This is a genomic window from Herbidospora yilanensis (assembly GCF_001570565.1).
GTDB classification, from domain to species: domain Bacteria; phylum Actinomycetota; class Actinomycetes; order Streptosporangiales; family Streptosporangiaceae; genus Herbidospora; species Herbidospora yilanensis.
Map to the genome: position 1 here is coordinate 16677 of NZ_BBXE01000020.1, position 16462 is coordinate 33138.

Below are 16462 nucleotides of genomic sequence, written 5' to 3' on the forward strand. Positions count from 1 at the left end.
GCCCTCCCGGAATCACGGTGCGATGAGCACCCAGAACGGGTTTTCGTGTCCAACCCGGAAATCTGCCCAGAATTTCTTGAGCATCGTTCCCTGGAGACCGTTCTGCCCGGTGTTGACCACCTTCACCGAATAGTGTCCCTTAGCGGATCCCGCCCCTTCCAGAGTCGAGGCGAACGGATATTCGTCGCAACTCAGCTTCTTGTTCATGGGCAGCTTGTCCGCGCGTTTCGGAGCGGGATACAGCGCCCCCTCGTAGTATTTGCAGTAATTGATGCTCCGGGCGTGCGACACCCGCCATTTCTCGCGTGCCTCATATTCCTGCTGGGTGGCCGGCGGGACGGTCAGGCGTTCCGGGAGCAGCCAGTTCATCTCCTGCCCCGGCGTGCCCACGTCCATGTTGTAGAGCTCTCTTCTGGAGAAGGCCAGCCTGTTGAACTCGCTGGTCTCCTCTCCCTTACCCCTGGTCAGCGGCTTTCCGGCCGCGTCGTCGCCGTCCCCGTCATATCGGGGGGCACCCCAGTTGCCGTAGATGACCTTGTTCCGCTCGTTGCCGCTTCGAATTCGTGTGGGCGGGTAAGCCGGGGTCGCCCATTCGTTCCCGCTCCGGAGCGGTGGGTTGGTCAGGGCGTTGTTCGGATTGAGGGCCTTCTCGATGTGCAGGATGACCTCGATGAACTTCGTGTCCTCCGGTGCGCTCTTGGACATCACGAAGACACGCTTCGCCCGGGTGTTGATACAACCGCGGAACCGGTCGGGCACCTCCGGGTCGCCGGCGCCGAACTTCAGGCTGTCGCAGCGGAAGTTCGGCACCCAGCTCAAGAGGTGGGGCTCGCCCTTCCCGTGCCGCCGGATCCCCTCCACCTTGCCGTTGCTGTCGAGGGCCTTGTCACTCCAGGCCCTGATGGTGATCCAGGGCAGGCCGTTCCATCGGAAGACGATGTGCGGCGCGAGAGTGCAGATGAAGGCGCTCGACGGATCGACGGTCGCCGAGACGTTGAACGCCGCGATCGGGCCGGTCCTCCATTGGGTGATGTCCTTCGTCCTGGACGGGACGTCGACCTCGCATTCGCCGTCGCTGAAGTGCGTCGTGCGGGCGTCCAGCTCCAGGGAGATGGACAACCCGCTCAGTTCCGATCCCGGCACGACGACGTTTCCCTTGTCATCGACGACCGCGAATTCATCGATCATGAACCAGGCCTTCATGTCGGTCGGCCTGACACCGCTGCCGCCGCCGTCCACCACCGCGTTCCCGGTCGCGTCGCCGAGGTAGCTGTGGATCACCCAGGTGGCGCGGAAGCGGAGGGCGTAGTCGTCGTCGAATATCTCTTCCCCGGCCTTGCAGATCTCCCTCAGGACGAAGTGCTTGATCCGGCTCTTGCAGAACGACTTCTTCTTTCTGCCGGTCGAGTCGTCCTCTTCGTAATCCTGCAGGTAGAGATAGGAAGACCAGCAGGAGTTGTAGGGCTTCTCCTCGATCCGCGCGTCATACTCCGCGTATCCGGTCTCCTTGCCCGCGACCTGGCAGTCCTGCAGCTCGACCCGCTCGTAGTCGAAATCGCCGCTCGTGGCCGCCGCCGCGGAGGCGCGCATCACCGGTTCGGCGCGAGAGGCCGCCGGGCCCGGTTCCAGGGCGGCGACCTCGGAGGCGTCGAGCGGTCGCTGGTAGATCTGCACGTCGTCGAGGTCGCCCACGACCCGGCTGCCCAGGGTCATGGCGCCGTCGGCGTGCCAGGCCGGGAAGCCCACCGGGGCGGACCCGACGAGGGCGCCGTCGAGGTAGAGCGTGGCGGTCCCGGCCGCGGCGTCGTACACGCCGGCCAGGTGGAACCATTCGTCCACCGGCGGCTCCACGCCGGAGAGCACGCCCTCTGTCTCGGCGTCCGCCGTGTCCTCGCTGGTGAGGGTGAAGACCAGGCCGTCGCCGGGGGTGTTGCCGAGACGGAACGGCGACTGGTGGCCGCCTCGCTGTTCGACGAGGGAGTAGTCACCCTCCTTGTCGCTCCAGCGCGACCACGCGGCGACGGTGAAGCTCTCGTCGGTGTCGACCACCGGACCGGTGGTCCGGGCGAGTGGTTCCTCGCCGGGCTGGGTGACGTCGACGGTGACCTGCCGCCAGTCAGACCAGGGTGAGGTCTCCGGCCCCGCGACCGCGCGCAGCCGCCAGCGCACCTGCCAGCCGTCGGTCAGGGTGCCCGCCGGAACCGTGATGGCGGCCTGGGCGCCGGAGGCCACGGCCGCCGACGTTCCGGTCCAGACCTGGACGCCGTCGTGTTCGATCTCGGCCTCGGCGGTCAGCGGCTGACCGGTGGGATTGGTGAGGGTCGCGGTCAGCTTGGGCGTGAGAGTGGTGGCCACCGTCGAGCCGTCCACCACCTTGGACGGGACGAGGGAGAGGTTCGTCGCACCCGGCTTGGGCACCGTGACGGTGAAGCCGAGCCAGTCCGACCACTCGGACGCGGCCGTCGTCGACACCACGCGGGCCCGCCAGCGCACCTGCCAGCCGTCGGTCAGCGTGCCCGCCGGGACGAGAATGCTCGCCTGTCCGCCCGCCGGGACGGAGTCGGCGCTCCCGGCCCACACCTGGGCGCCGTCGTGCTCAAGCTCGACCTCGGCCCGCAACGGCCGGCCGGCCGGGTCGAGCACCTGGACCAGCAGCGCCGGAGTGCGGGTGGATGTGACGGTCCCGCCGCCCACCTGCTCGGACGGGCTGACCTGCAACGCGCCCACGGCCGGTGCTGACACGGGGTCGGGCAGGTCGACGGTCAGATCCTGCCACGAGGACCAGGGAGACCCGACCGTCGTGACGGGGTTGACCGCGCGAACCCGCCACCGCACCTGTTGCCCGTCGGTCAGCTGCCCCTCGGGCACGGTGACCGAGGCCTGGGTGCCGGAGGCGACCCCGTTCGCGGCGCCGGCCCAGATCTGGCCGTCGCGGTCGAGCTCGAACTCGGCGCGCACGGGTTGCGCGGCCGGGTCGGTGACCAGGGCGTGCAGGGTCGGCGTCAGGCTCGTCGTGACGTTCGCCTGCTGTGAGGGCGTCACCTGGAGCTGGCTTACCACCGGGTTCGGGACGTCCACCACGGCCTGTTGCCAGTCGGACCACGCCGACTGGGTGGTGGCGGAGGCCGCCCGCGCCCGCCAGCGCACCTGCTGGCCGTCGGTCAGTGTCCCGGCGGGGATCGTCACGGTGGCCTGGCCGCCGGAGGCGACGGCGGCCGACGTGCCGGTCCAGACCTGATCGATCTCGAACTGCCCGGTCAGGTTCCCACCCGCCGGGTCGCTCACCGTCCCGCTCAGTTGCGGGGTGAGCGAGGTGATGGTGGTGACGCCGTTCACCACCTGAGCCGGCGCGGCGGCCGGCCCGGTGATCGCCGGGGCCGAAGCCGGACCGGCGGTGGTGACGGTGAGCGTGGGGGCCGGGCCGTAGCCCCAGTCGTCCTCGCCGGAGACGAAGACGCGGTAGTTGTCGTTGAGGTTGCTCTCGTTGGGATGCATCAGCACCAGGCCGTGGTTGGCGGCCCCGGCGGCCCAGTCTTGGACGATGCCGGTGATCGCCCACTCCATCGGCTGCACCCCGTCGGGGCAGGTCGTGCCGTGGCCGACGCGGTTGACCACCGCGTCCTCGGTGGTGGCGGCCGGCTTGTTGCCCCAGGTCAGGTTGAGCTCGTTGAACGCGGCCGTGAGCCGCCGCACCTGGATTCCCGGCCCGACCTGGACACCACAGTTCTGCGCTTCGAGGTTGGTCAGCGCCAGCTTGGCGTCGGTCACCGTCGCCCCGGCCAGACCCGTCGTGGCGAACCGCAGATGCGTGCGGGTCAGCTCCCCGTAGAAGCGGCCGGCCACCAACGTGCCCGCGGTCGGATCGGCCGGGAAGCCCGAGGTGTTGGACGACCACACGTCGACGTCGTCGTTCAACGGCAGGGTGACCGTCGGGTCCACCCGCACCGGATACGTCGTGCCCGGGTCGGTGAGGAACCCGTGATCGGGCCTGAGCACCAGCTCGGTCCTGCCGTTCTCGGTCACGACGTCGGTGGCGATCACCTCACGGTCGGCCGCCTCCTTCGCGTCCCACATCACCGGCCGCGGCGCGGACGCCACCGTCTTCTTGCCGTCGGACAACAACAGGCGGCCGCCTTCGCCCTCGGTCAGGGCCATGCCCTCCGTTTCCACGCCGATCCGCAGTTCCAGCGGCTTCGCCGGGCGCTGCCGCAGGATCACGTCGTGCCGGAAGCCGGTCGGCAACACCGTGACGACCAGGTCGGCGCCCTCGCCGGCCGCGTCGGCGAAGGTGACCGTGTTCTTCCGGACCGTCGGCCGCTCCAGCGGAGTCGGCCAGCGAAGGGCGTAGGACCGGCCGTCGCCGGTGCTCATGGCGACGAACGGCCCCGTGCCGCCGGTGGAGACCTCCACGGAGACGCCCGCCGCCGGCGCCTTCGGCCGCAGCACGGCTTCCTGGTTCACCAGGTCGGTGTCGATCGGCACCCAGCCCTCACCTCGCCTGACCCGGACCGGGCCGGCGGTGAACTCGGAGCGGAAGGTGCCGTCCGGCTGGGCGTAGGTGATGCTCGTGGCCGTGGTCGCGTCGGCCACCTCGACCGGCTCGCGCGACCGGGCCGCCTCGCGTGCGGCGGCGGCCTGCGCCAGGGACGGCTGGTTCGAGACCGCGTTCCCGTTCTCGCGGGCGACCCAGGAGGCGGTCTCGGTCAGGCCGGCGTCGTGGCCGTTGCCGGAGGAGTCGGCGGCGGTCGCTCCTTCTCCCTCGTCGAACGTCCAGTGCCCGGCGGCCCGCTTCAGCGTGGTGAACGACCACGTGTGGGTGTCCATCGCGTTCTCGTAGGCGTCGACCGCTCCCGGAATCTCGGCGGTGTAGACGGTGCCCGGCTTCAACGGCCGCGCGGGGGTGAAGGTCATCACCGTGCCGGTCGCGTCGTTCGCGAACCCGCCCTCGACGACGGCGCCCCGCGGGTCCGTCAGCACGATCTCGACTTCGCCGACCTCCTCGCTGAACGTCGCCGCGACGGCGGTGTCCAGCGGCACGTCGACGGCGCCGTCGGCCGGGGTGGTCGACAACACCTTGGGCGGGGTCGTGTCGTCACCGTCGGGGTTGCCGCCGGTGTCGTCGGTCTGTTCTCCGGGGTCGGCCGGCGAGAGCAGGTCGGTCCCGATGAGGGAACCTCCGCCGTCCCTGCGCCGCGCGTTGGCGGCCACCAGCTCCGCGGTCACCGCCGGGGGCACCTCCCCGATCTCGGGCAGGTACACCGATCGCTCCAGGGCCTCCTCGTATTCGGGGATCGAGGTGAGCGGCTCGGCCGAGGTGAGGACGACCGTCTCCCGTTGGGGCGGGTCGGGCATGACGAAGTCCACCGTCAGGATCGGCGGGTGCATCCGACCCCTGCAGTCCTCCAGCGGGGCCGTGCGGCAGCCGCCCGCCTCCTCGGGGCGGTAGCGCCGCCAGTTGCGCAGCTCGGACTCGTCGCCGGCGGTGAGCCGGATGCCGTGGTTGGTCTCACCGTCGACCCACGCCTGGACGATGACGTCCAGGGAGTGCGTCAGATCCCACTCGTAGGCCATCGCGCCGGTGCAGTCGGGGCTGTAGGCACCCGGCTCGTTGTCCGCGCCCAGGCTCGTGGTCGTCGGCTGGGCGCCCCATTCCAGCGACAACTCGTCCCACGTGGAGGTGATGCGCCGCGCGGTGATGCCGGTGCCGACCGATCCGCCGCAGGCGTTGGACAGGTAGTTCCACAGGTGCAGGTCGGCGTTGTCGACCGTGGCCCCCGCGAACGTGGCGGGGATGTTGGGGAACTTGAGGTAGCCGCGCCAGCGCTTGGCGACGTTGCTGGCGTAGGACTTGCCGACCACGATCTGGTCCTGGTTGAAGGTGTTCCAGCTGTCCTGGTAGTCGACGTCGTTGATCCAGGTGTCCATGCCGCCGTACTGGCCGGTGTGGCCCTCCCACCAGTCGTCGGCGGCGGCCGTCATCGTCACCGGGTAGGTGACCGCCGGGTCGGCCAGGAACGCGGGATCCGGGGTGAAGACCAGAGTGGCGCCGTCATCGGCGAGCGTGACCTCGGCCCGGCCGCTCTCGCCCGTGTCGAGCGGGCCGCCGGTGTCGGCGGCCCTGGCGTCCTGCAGCAGGGTGGGCCGCACCTCGGTGACCGTCCCGCCGTCTTCGCCGACGATCGTGAGGCGGTTCTTGTCCTTCTTGAACGACATGCCGCCGGGCAGGTCGACCGGGACGCGGAAGGACACCGGACCGGTGGGCCGCTGCCGGATGACGACCTTCTGCCGGAAACCGGTCGGAGTCGCGGCCACCAGCAGGTCACGGCCCTGCCCATAGGCGTTCGCGTAGGTCGCGGTGTTGCCCTTCAGCTTGGGTGCGGGCAGCACCGACGGCGCGCCGATGTCGGCCGCCTGGCTCTTGAGCAGGGCTTTGTCCCGGCCGTCGGACAGGGCGAGGTCTCCGGCCGCCGCCTTGGGCCGGACGGCGCCGTCCACCGCCACAAGGGTCGTGTCGATGGCGGTGAAGCCCCTGCCGTCGGCGCTCCGCACGCGGATCGGCTCGGTGCTGAGCTCCATCCGGACCGTCTTGCCGTCAGGGTTGGCGTAGTAGGTGGCGCTCTCCGAGCGCATCGACTCGATCTCGACGCGACGGTTGTCCTTCTTGGCCTGGGCCAGTGCCAGCTCGGCGGGCGTTTCGGGGATCTTCGGCGGCGCCGCGGCAGGGGCCGGCGGCGGCTGCGCGGGGGGATCGGCGCTCGCGGGAGTGGTCATCAGCGAGAGCGGCAACGTCAGAACCGTGATCAGGGCAACCTGGCGGCGCGTCCGGGCGAACCTGCCCGACGCTAATCGTGAGATCTTCAATACCCGGCCTTTCGAACAGATGTCTCAAAACCGGTTGATCATCACATGCGTCATGGCCGCGGTAAAGCCGGTTTTTCCGGGAGCACGCCGGCGTCACCGGCGCGGGGCCGTACGGGACGCCTGTTCACAACGGCCCGGAGTCCGGAGACGGTCCGGCGGCGGGCACACCTCACGCCGGCCGGAGCCGCCTCGGGGCGTCCGGCCGGCGTGAAACGTTCAGCGGGTTTCCGCCCCGATCGTCGTGTCGGGCCCGTGGCCCGTCTTCACGACGGTCTCCGGGGGCAGGGTCAGCAGCTTCGCCGCGATCGAGGCCACGATCGTGTCGTAGTCGGAGAACGACCGCCCGGTCGCGCCCGGACCGCCCTGGAACAGGGTGTCGCCGGTGAAGACCACTCCCAGGTCGGGGGCGTGGAAGCAGCACGCGCCCGGCGCGTGGCCCGGCGTGTGCAGGACCGTCAGGGTCGTGCCGCCCACCTCGATCGTCTGCCCGTCGGACAGTTCGCCGTCGGGGGCGCGGTCGGGGTGGGTGAGCCGCCACACCGGCAGGTCGTCGGGGTGCAGCAGGATCGGCGCGCCGGTCGCCTCGGCCAGGGCGGGGGCCTGCCGCACGTGGTCGTCGTGGGCGTGGGTGGCCAGGATCGCCTTCACGTGCCGGCCGCCGACCACCTTCAGGATCGCGTCGACGTCGTGGGGGGCGTCGAACACGACGCACTCGGCGTCGTCGCCGAGCACCCACACGTTGTTGTCGACGTCGAAGGTCTGGCCGTCGAGGCTGAAGGTGCCCGAGGTGACGGCGTGGTCGATGCGGGTCATTTCCAGACCACTACCGACCGGAGCACGTCGCCGTGGTGCATCTTCTCGAACGCGGCCTCGACGCCGTCGAGCGGGATCGTCTCGGAGACGAACGCGGCCAGGTCGATGCGGCCCTGGAGGTGCAGGTCGATCAGCATCGGGAAGTCGCGGGTGGGCAGGCAGTCGCCGTACCACGACGACTTGAGCGAGCCGCCGCGGCCGAACACGTCGAGCAGCGGCAGCTCCAGGCGCATCTCGGGCGAGGGCACGCCGACGAGCACGACGGTCCCGGCCAGGTCACGGGCGTAGAAGGCCTGCTCGTACGTCTTCGGGATGCCGACCGCGTCGATCACGACGTCGGCGCCGTGGCCGCCGGTCAGGTCGCGGATCGCCTCGACGGGGTCGGCCGAGGAGGAGTCGACCGTGTGGGTCGCGCCCAGGTCCTTGGCCCATTCGAGCTTGCGGGGGTCGATGTCGACGGCGATGATCTTCGCCGCGCCGGCCAGCCGGGCGCCCATGACCGCGGCGATGCCGACGCCGCCGCAGCCGATGACGGCGACGGAGTCGCCCCGGCCGACGTTGCCGGTGTTCATCGCCGCGCCGAACCCGGCCATGACGCCGCAGCCGAGCAGCCCGGCGACGGCCGCGCCGGCGGCCGGGTCGACCTTGGTGCACTGCCCGGCGGCCACGAGGGTCTTGTCGGCGAACGCGCCGATGCCGAGGGCCGGTGACAACACCGTGCCGTCGGCCAGGGTCATCTTCTGCGTGGCGTTGTGGGTGTTGAAGCAGTACCAGGGGCGTCCGCGCAGGCAGGCGCGGCACTGGCCGCAGACGGCCCGCCAGTTCAGGATCACGAAGTCACCGGGCGCGACCTCGGTGACCCCCTCGCCGACGGCCTCCACGACGCCGGCCGCCTCGTGGCCCAGCAGGAACGGGAAGTCGTCGTTGATCGCGCCTTCGCGGTAGTGCAGGTCGGTGTGGCAGACGCCGCACGCCTCCACCTTGACCAGCGCCTCGCCCGGGCCCGGATCGGGCACGAGAATCGTCTCCAGCGTCACCGGGGCGCCCTTGGCCCGGGCCACCACGCCGCGTACTTCGTGTGTCATGGACCGATTGTGCTGGACTGGATCTCTGACCGGAAGGAGCACGCCGTGCCGCCTCGCGATGACGACCTGTTCAAGGCGACGCCGGCCCGGATCTGGACGAACCCCTGACGGCGTAGCCGAAGACGAGCGTGGTGCCGAACATCAGCACCCCGTAGACGGCGGGCGGGATCGACATCGTCGAGTTGTTCAGCAGGGTCGGGCTGAGGGCGATCGTGATGGCCAGGGTGCTGTTGTGGATGCCGATCTCCATGCCCGACGCGATGGCCTGGCGGCGGCCGACCCGGAACAGGCGCGGCAGCCAGTAGCCGATGGTCAGGCTGATCGCCGAGAACAACACCGCGACCAGGCCGACCGAGGCGAGGTGGTCGAGCAGCCTTTCGCGCTCCTGCACGATCGCGCCGGCGATGACGGCGGCCAGCACGAGCGCCGAGGCGACGCGGACCGGCTTGTCGGCGCGGTCGGCGAACGACCGCCTCCAGGCGCGGACCAGCATGCCGATCACGACCGGGATGAGGACCAGCGCGAACACCTGGAGGACCTTGTCGGCCTGGAGGCCGAGTTCGCCGCCGCCCTCGACGAAGTGGCCGATCGAGAGGTTGACCACGAGCGGCAGGGTGAACGCGGCGAGCACCGAGTTGACCGCGGTCAGCGTCACGTTCAGCGCGACGTCGCCGCCGAACAGGTGGCTGTAGAGGTTGGCGGTGGTGCCGCCGGGCGAGGCGGCCAGCAGCATCATGCCGACCGCGAGCAGCGGTTCGAGGTCGAACAGGACGACCAGGCCGAAGCAGATCGCGGGCAGGATCAGCACCTGGGCGACCAGGGCGATCACGACGGCCTTGGGGCGGGTGGCGACGTCGGCGAAGTCGCGGAGGGTCAGAGACAGGCCCAGCCCGAACATGATGAGGGCGAGCGCGGCGGGCAGCGCGACGGAGGTGAGAATCGACTGTTGCACGGAACACCGTATTTCTCGGGGGTTCCGCCGGTTGTAGCAGCCGCCCTGCCGGCGATCAAGGGATGGTAACGCTCCCATCCCGTTGACTCGGTTTCATAACGAACTATTGACACGTTTTATGTTAACGATAACAGTCTTCGCATGACGCACGTGAGATTCCCTCGGATCGCCGCCGCCCTCCTTATGGCCACCGCCCTGGCCGCGTGCGGGTCCACCCAGAAGACCGTCGACGCGGAGGCCTCCCAGTCGGCCGCCGCGGGCCCGGCGGGGGCCCTGGTCGGGGTGACGATGCCCACCAAGTCGTCGGAGCGCTGGATCTCCGACGGCGACAACGTCAAGGCGGGGCTGGAGAAACTCGGCTACCAGGTCGACCTCCAGTACGCCGAGAACGACATCCCCACCCAGATCAACCAGATCGAGAACCAGATCACCAAGGGCGCCAAGCTCCTGATCATCGCCTCGATCGACGGCACCGCCATCACCACCCAGCTCCAGCAGGCGGCCGACAAGAAGATCCCGGTCATCGCCTACGACCGGCTGATCCGCAACTCCCCCAACGTCGACTACTACGCCACCTTCGACAACTTCAAGGTCGGCGTCCAGCAGGCGACCTCGCTGCTCCAGGGCCTGAAGGTGGACGACTCCACCAAGGGTCCCCTCAACGTCGAGCTGTTCGCCGGGTCGCCCGACGACAACAACGCGACGTTCTTCTTCAACGGCGCGATGTCGGTGCTCCAGCCGTACATCGACAAGAAGGTCCTGAACGTGAAGAGCGGGCAGACCGACTTCAAGACGGTCGCGATCCTGCGCTGGGACCCGGCGACCGCGCAGAAGCGCATGGAGGACATCCTCACCAAGACCTACAGCGGCGGCGACCACGTCGACGGCGTGCTCTCCCCCTACGACGGCCTGTCGATCGGCATCCTGTCGGCCCTGAAGTCCAACGGTTACGGCACCTCTGAGCAGCCGTACCCGGTGGTCACGGGCCAGGACGCCGAGCTCGCCTCGGTCAAGTCGATCCTCGCCGACGAGCAGTACTCGACGATCTACAAGGACACCCGCCAGCTCGCCGACGTGACCGTGAAGATGACCGACGCCCTCCTCAAGGGCGGCAAGCCGGAGGTCAACAACACCACGGACTACGACAACGGCAACAAGGTGGTCCCGTCCTACCTGCTCGACCCGGTCATCGTCGACAAGTCCAACACCCAGACGCTGGTCGACTCCGGCTACTACGAGGCCTCCGAACTGCAATGAGCTCTCCAACCCAGGGTGACATCCTGCGGATGCGGGAGATCACCAAGACCTTCCCCGGCGTACGGGCGCTCCAGGACGTGAACCTGTCCGTGCGCCGGGGCGAGATCCACGCCATCTGCGGCGAGAACGGCGCCGGGAAGTCGACGCTGATGAAGGTGCTGTCGGGGGTCTATCCGCACGGCTCCTACGACGGCGAGATCTCCTTCGACGGCCAGGAGTGCCGGTTCGCCGGCATCCGGGACAGCGAGCAGCGGGGCATCGTCATCATCCACCAGGAGCTGGCGCTCTGCCCGCAGCTCTCGATCGCGGAGAACATCTTCCTCGGCAACGAGCGGTCCCGGCGCGGCCTGATCGACTGGAACCGCACCAACCACGAGGCGCAGGCCCTGCTGGACCGGGTGGGCCTGCCCGAGAACCCGGTCACCACCGTCTCGGACATCGGCGTCGGCAAGCAGCAGCTCGTCGAGATCGCCAAGGCGCTGTCGAAGGAGGTGCGGCTGCTCATCCTCGACGAGCCGACGGCGGCGCTGAACGACGAGGACTCGGCCCACCTGCTCGACCTGCTGCGCGGCCTGCGGGCCGAGGGCATCACCTGCGTGATCATCTCGCACAAGCTGAACGAGATCGCCGCGATCGCCGACCGGGTCACCATCCTGCGCGACGGCCGCTCGATCGAGACCCTCGACATGGACGCCGACGACGTCACCGAGGACCGCATCATCTCGGGCATGGTCGGCCGCGACCTGGAACACCGCTATCCGCCGCACGAGCCGTCGATCGGCGCGGAGGCGTTCCGGATCGAGGACTGGACCGTGCACTCCCCCGTCCAGCGCGACCGCGTGGTGGTCTCCAAGGCCAATCTGTCGGTACGGCACGGCGAGATCGTCGGCCTGGCCGGGCTCATGGGCGCGGGCCGGACCGAACTCGCGATGAGCGTCTTCGGCCGGTCCTACGGCGTCGACATCACCGGCCGGGTCTACCGCGACGGCCGCCAGGTGGAGATCAGGAGCGTGCGCGACGCGATCGGCCACGGCATCGCGTACGCGACCGAGGACCGCAAGCGCTACGGCCTGAACCTGATCGAGGACATCAAACGCAACATCTCGGCCGCCGACCTCGGGCGGCTGGCGCGGCGCGGCTGGGTCGACGACAACGAGGAGTACCGCGTCGCCGAGGGCTACCGCCACGACATGAACATCAAGGCCCCGAGCGTGCTGAGCGTGACCGGGAAGCTGAGCGGCGGCAACCAGCAGAAGGTCGTCCTGTCGAAGTGGATCTTCACCGACGCCGACGTGCTGATCCTCGACGAGCCGACGCGCGGCATCGACGTGGGCGCCAAGTACGAGATCTACTCGATCATCAACCGCCTCGCCGACGCCGGGAAGGCCGTGCTGGTCATCTCGTCGGAACTGCCCGAACTGCTGGGCCTGTGCGACCGCGTCTACACCATGTCGGCCGGTCACATCACCGGCGAACTGCCCCGGCACGAGGCCACCCAGGAACGCCTGATGACACTCATGACCACGCTGACCAGCAAGGACCCAGCCCGATGACCGACTATCGAGGCCCGCACGCGCCGACCTGCCCGCGCCGGGACCACCTCGCCACACACCTGGAGGTCCGATGAGCAGCGTCTCCGCCACCGACGTCCCCGCCGGGCCGCCGCCGGCCGGTCCGGCCAGGACCACCGTCTTCGGGGTCTCGCTCAACATCCGGCAGAGCGGGATCTACATCGCCTTCGCCCTGATCGTCGTGCTGTTCACGATCCTCACCGAGGGCGCGCTGCTCCAGCCGCAGAACATCTCGAACATCATCGTCCAGAACTCCTACATCCTGATCCTGTCGATCGGGATGATCCTGATCATCATCGCCGGGCACATCGACCTGTCGGTCGGGTCGGTCGTCGCCGTCACGGGCGCGATCGCCGCCGTGCTGATGGTCGACTACGGCATACCGTGGCCCGTGGCGCTGGTGCTCACCCTCATCGCGGGCGGGCTCATCGGCGCCTGGCAGGGATACTGGATCGCCTACTTCGGGATTCCCGCGTTCATCGTCACGCTGGCCGGGATGCTGCTGTTCCGGGCGCTGACGCTGACCGTGCTGGGCAACCAGGGCATCGGCCCCTTCCCCGACCCCGTCAGGACGCTTTCCAACGGGTTCACCGACGGCTACTTCGGCAACGTCGGTCTGGGAGTGCTCGGCGGGGCGGACACCTTCTCGCTGCTCGTCGGGGTCCTCGTCGTCGGCGGCATGGCGCTGTCGCAGTGGCGGACCAGGACCGCCCGGCTCGGCTACCACCAGGCCGTCGACCCGCTGCCGGTGTTCCTGCTGAAGATCGTCACGGCCGCCGCGGTGATCATGTTCGTGGTGGTCCAGCTCGCCCGCTTCCGGAACCTGCCGTGGGTGCTGGTGCTGCTCGCGGGGCTCGTGCTGGCGTACTCGCTGGTCACGAACCGGGCGGTGTTCGGACGGCAGATCTACGCCATCGGCGGGAACCTGCAGGCGGCGGTGCTGTCGGGCATCAAGGTCAAGCAGGTGGTGTTCTGGATCTTCGTCAACATGGGCGTGCTGGCCGCGCTGGCGGGGGTAATCTTCGCGGGCCGGTTGAACCAGGCCGGGCCGACCGCCGGCAACGCCTTCGAGCTCGACGCCATCGCGGCGGCGTTCATCGGCGGCGCGGCGGTGCAGGGCGGCGTCGGGAAGGTAGTGGGCGCGATCACCGGAGGCCTCATCATGGGTGTGATCAACAACGGCATGTCCCTCATCGGCTCACCGAGCGAGCGCGTGATGCTCGTGAAGGGCGTCGTGCTGCTGGCTGCGGTGGCATTCGACGTGTGGGCCAAGCGGCGCGCCGCCCGTTAGGTCATAGGCTTGGATCCCATGACCACATCCTCCGGCGGCGAGCCGGCCGAGCGCACCAAAGCGGCCGTTCTCGAAGACGTCGCCGGCCTCGCGGGCGTCTCGGCCATGACCGTCTCCCGCGTCCTGAACGCTCCGGAGAAGGTGCGCCCCGAAACCCGCGCGCGGGTCCTCGCGGCCGTCCAGGAGCTCGGCTACCGGCCCAACTTCGCGGCCCGTTCCCTCGTGACGGGCCGCTCGGGCGTGCTCGGAGTGGTGAGTTTCGACACAACCCTCTACGGCCCCGCCTCCACCCTCTACGCCATCGAACGCGCCGCGCGCGAACACGACTACCTGGTCAACATCGCCAGTCTTGAGGCGATGACCCGGCGGTCGATCGCCGAGGGCGTCGACCGGCTCCGGCAGCAGTCGGTCGACGGCGTGATCGTGATCGTGCCCCACGAGTCGGCCGCCGACGGGCTGCGCGACCTGCCGCCCGACCTGCCCGTGGTCGACGTCGGCGGCGGCGAGCGCCTGTCGGTCCCGGCCGTGGCGGTCGACCACCACGCCGGCGCGGTCAGGGCCACCCGGCACCTGCTCGAACTGGGGCACCAGACCGTCCACCACCTGAGCGGCCCGGCCAACTGGATCGACGCCAACAACCGCATGCAGGGCTGGCGCCATGCCCTGCGCGGGCGCGAGATCCCGTCGCCGCTGGCCGGCGACTGGTCCGCGAACAGCGGCTACGAGCAGGGCAAACGGTTGTCGCGTGACCCGTCGGTGACGGCGGTGTTCGTGGCCAACGACCCGATGGCGCTCGGCCTGATGCGGGCCTTCCGCGAGGCCGGCCGCAGGGTGCCGGAAGACGTCAGCGTGGTCGGCTACGACGACGTCCCGGAGGCGGCCCACTTCTGGCCGCCGCTGACGACGGTCCGGCAGAACTTCGCCACCCTGGGCCGTCAGGCCTTCCAGCTCCTGCTGAACCGGATGGTCGGCCACGACACCTCCGAACGGCGCACGGTCGAGCCGGAACTGGTCGTCCGGGAGTCGACCAGCCGCCGGTAAACCCGAATTACCCCGCCCATGACCTGATCGCAGCACCCCAGCGGGCAACGATCTTCCATGGACGACGTCTGGTTGATCGTGGCCCGGGGGGTGTTCGGGGGCGTCCTCGTGATGTGCTTCGCGCTGCTCGGGGAGGCGACCTCGCCGAAGCGGTTCGCCGGGATCTTCGCCGCCGCCCCGGCCGTGGCCATCGGCGGGATGGTCATCACCGCGCTGAGCGACGGGCCCCGCGATCTGGCGCGGTCGGGGCTCGGCATGATCGCCGGAGCGGTGGCGCTGGTGGCCTACTGCGCGCTGGCCGTCCCGCTGGTCCGCCGCTTCGGCGCGCTCAAGGGCTCGACCGGCGCGCTGGCCCTCTGGGCGCTCGTGGCCTGGCTGGGCTGGACGGTGATCTCGTGACGGTGATCTCGTGACGGTGACGTTCCGGGTGTCGCGGCTCCGGAGCACCCGGCCGCGCGACCTGCTGGTCAGGTTCGTGTTCGGCGCGGCCATCTCGGTGATCGCCGGGCTGGTCGGCGAGCGCTGGGGGTCGCTCGCCGGGGGCGTCTGGCTGGGGTTCCCCGCCATCCTGGGCGCCACCCTGACGCTCATCGAGGAGGAGGAGCACAAGCGCGGCCCGGCCGCCAAGGACGCCATGGGGGCGATCTTCGGGGCGGCCGGCCTGGTCGCCTTCGCCGCCTGCGTCTGGCTGCTGGGGCTCCGCCTTTCCCCGTGGCTCGTGCTCCTCCTGGCGCTGGCGGCGTGGATGGCCGTGGCCGCGCTCATCTACGTGGTCAGCGAAGCGAGCAGATCGCGTCTTCGATCACGCGGGTCACGGCCTCCGGCTGGGAGATCAGGGCGAGGTGGGAGCCACCGTCGAACTCGGTGACCTTCGACTTGGCCCGTCTGGCCATCGCGCGCTGCGAGTCCGGCACGATGATCTTGTCGCCGGTGGCGATGAAGTACCACGACGGGATCGTCTTCCAGGCGGGCTCCTTCGACGGGCTCGTGAACGCGGTCATCGAGGCGGCCCGCTGCGTGGCCCACAACCCGGCCGACCGCGTCTTGGGCAGATCCTGGCCGAACGCGTTCTGGAAGACGTCCTTCTTCAGGTAGAGGTCCTTGGCGGTGGTGCCGGGGGCGGCGGTCTGGTCGTAGAGGGTCTCCGGTCGCCCGCCCAGGGCCGAGCCCGTCCCGCTGAGCTCCATGGTGTTCTCGCCCGCGGCGGGGGCGGCCGCGTCGACGTACACCAGGGCCTTCACGTCGGGGTCGCCGGTGGCGGCGTTGGTGATGACCGAACCGCCGTAGGAGTGACCGACCAGGACGACCGGGCCCTCGACCGTGTCGAGGACGTCGCGCACGGTCTGGGCGTCGCTCGTCAGGTCGCGCAGCGGGTTGCCGATGGCGCGGGCGGTGTGGCCCGACCGCTGGAGCGCGGCCACCTCGCCGGCCCAGCTCGACGTGTCGGCCCACGCGCCGTGGACCAGCACGACGGTGGGTTCGACCGGGCACACCCGCCCCGGGGCCGCCTCGGCGGCGTGGGCCGGGACGACGCCCGCGAGCGTCACGACGACGGCCAGGAGCGACTTCTTCGACACGGTTCCCCCCGGAT

At 69.9% G+C, this 16462-nt stretch carries 11 protein-coding genes; 6 read left to right on the forward strand and 5 right to left on the reverse strand.

Annotated elements, in window-relative coordinates; all coding sequences use genetic code 11:
- Positions 1-12: 12 nt before the first annotated feature.
- The 4 genes from AW273_RS14135 to AW273_RS14150 form a co-directional block, all read right to left on the reverse strand.
- Entirely contained in the window at positions 13-6771 is a 6759-nt protein-coding gene (locus AW273_RS14135; RefSeq protein ID WP_157555795.1) for a DNRLRE domain-containing protein, read from the reverse strand.
- Between the two features lie 306 nt (positions 6772-7077).
- Positions 7078-7674, reverse strand: coding sequence for an MBL fold metallo-hydrolase (locus tag AW273_RS14140; protein WP_062348771.1), 597 nt, complete (start codon positions 7672-7674; stop codon positions 7078-7080).
- The gene (locus AW273_RS14145) at positions 7671-8759 is read right to left on the reverse strand and encodes an S-(hydroxymethyl)mycothiol dehydrogenase (protein ID WP_062348772.1); all 1089 of its coding nucleotides are present in this window, start codon (positions 8757-8759) and stop codon (positions 7671-7673) included. The genes AW273_RS14140 and AW273_RS14145 overlap by 4 nt, the downstream gene beginning before the upstream one ends.
- A 70-nt stretch (positions 8760-8829) precedes the next feature.
- A complete protein-coding gene (locus tag AW273_RS14150; protein ID WP_232327395.1) occupies positions 8830-9711 on the reverse strand; it encodes a bile acid:sodium symporter family protein in 882 nt (293 codons plus the stop codon).
- 150 nt (positions 9712-9861) lie between these two features.
- Between AW273_RS14150 and chvE the strand changes: the two genes are divergently transcribed.
- The 6 genes from chvE to AW273_RS14180 all read left to right on the forward strand — a co-directional run bounded on the left by chvE (position 9862) and on the right by AW273_RS14180 (position 15739).
- Complete coding sequence (chvE, locus tag AW273_RS14155) at positions 9862-10968, forward strand: multiple monosaccharide ABC transporter substrate-binding protein (RefSeq protein WP_439648628.1); 1107 nt, start codon at positions 9862-9864, stop codon at positions 10966-10968.
- A complete protein-coding gene (gene mmsA, locus AW273_RS14160; protein ID WP_062348774.1) occupies positions 10965-12521 on the forward strand; it encodes a multiple monosaccharide ABC transporter ATP-binding protein in 1557 nt (518 codons plus the stop codon). Before chvE ends, mmsA begins: the two co-directional genes overlap by 4 nt.
- A gap of 70 nt (positions 12522-12591) precedes the next feature.
- Positions 12592-13830 (forward strand): multiple monosaccharide ABC transporter permease, encoded by a 1239-nt coding sequence (gene mmsB, locus AW273_RS14165; protein WP_062348775.1) that lies wholly within the window; start codon positions 12592-12594, stop codon positions 13828-13830.
- A gap of 18 nt (positions 13831-13848) precedes the next feature.
- Positions 13849-14871, forward strand: a complete 1023-nt coding sequence (locus tag AW273_RS14170) for a LacI family DNA-binding transcriptional regulator (protein ID WP_062348776.1) — start codon at positions 13849-13851, stop codon at positions 14869-14871.
- A gap of 57 nt (positions 14872-14928) precedes the next feature.
- Positions 14929-15270 carry a DUF3147 family protein gene (locus tag AW273_RS14175; protein ID WP_062348777.1) on the forward strand — a complete coding sequence of 114 codons (342 nt, stop codon included), beginning with the start codon at positions 14929-14931 and terminating at the stop codon, positions 15268-15270.
- A 10-nt stretch (positions 15271-15280) separates the two neighbouring features.
- Positions 15281-15739, forward strand: a complete 459-nt coding sequence (locus AW273_RS14180; RefSeq protein WP_062348778.1) for a DUF3147 family protein — start codon at positions 15281-15283, stop codon at positions 15737-15739.
- Here the strand turns inward: AW273_RS14180 and AW273_RS14185 are convergent.
- Positions 15645-16448: an alpha/beta fold hydrolase gene (locus AW273_RS14185; RefSeq protein ID WP_198168142.1), complete on the reverse strand. Its 804-nt coding sequence runs from the start codon at positions 16446-16448 to the stop codon at positions 15645-15647. The two genes, AW273_RS14180 and AW273_RS14185, sit on opposite strands and share 95 nt — an antisense overlap.
- Positions 16449-16462 lie beyond the last annotated feature (14 nt).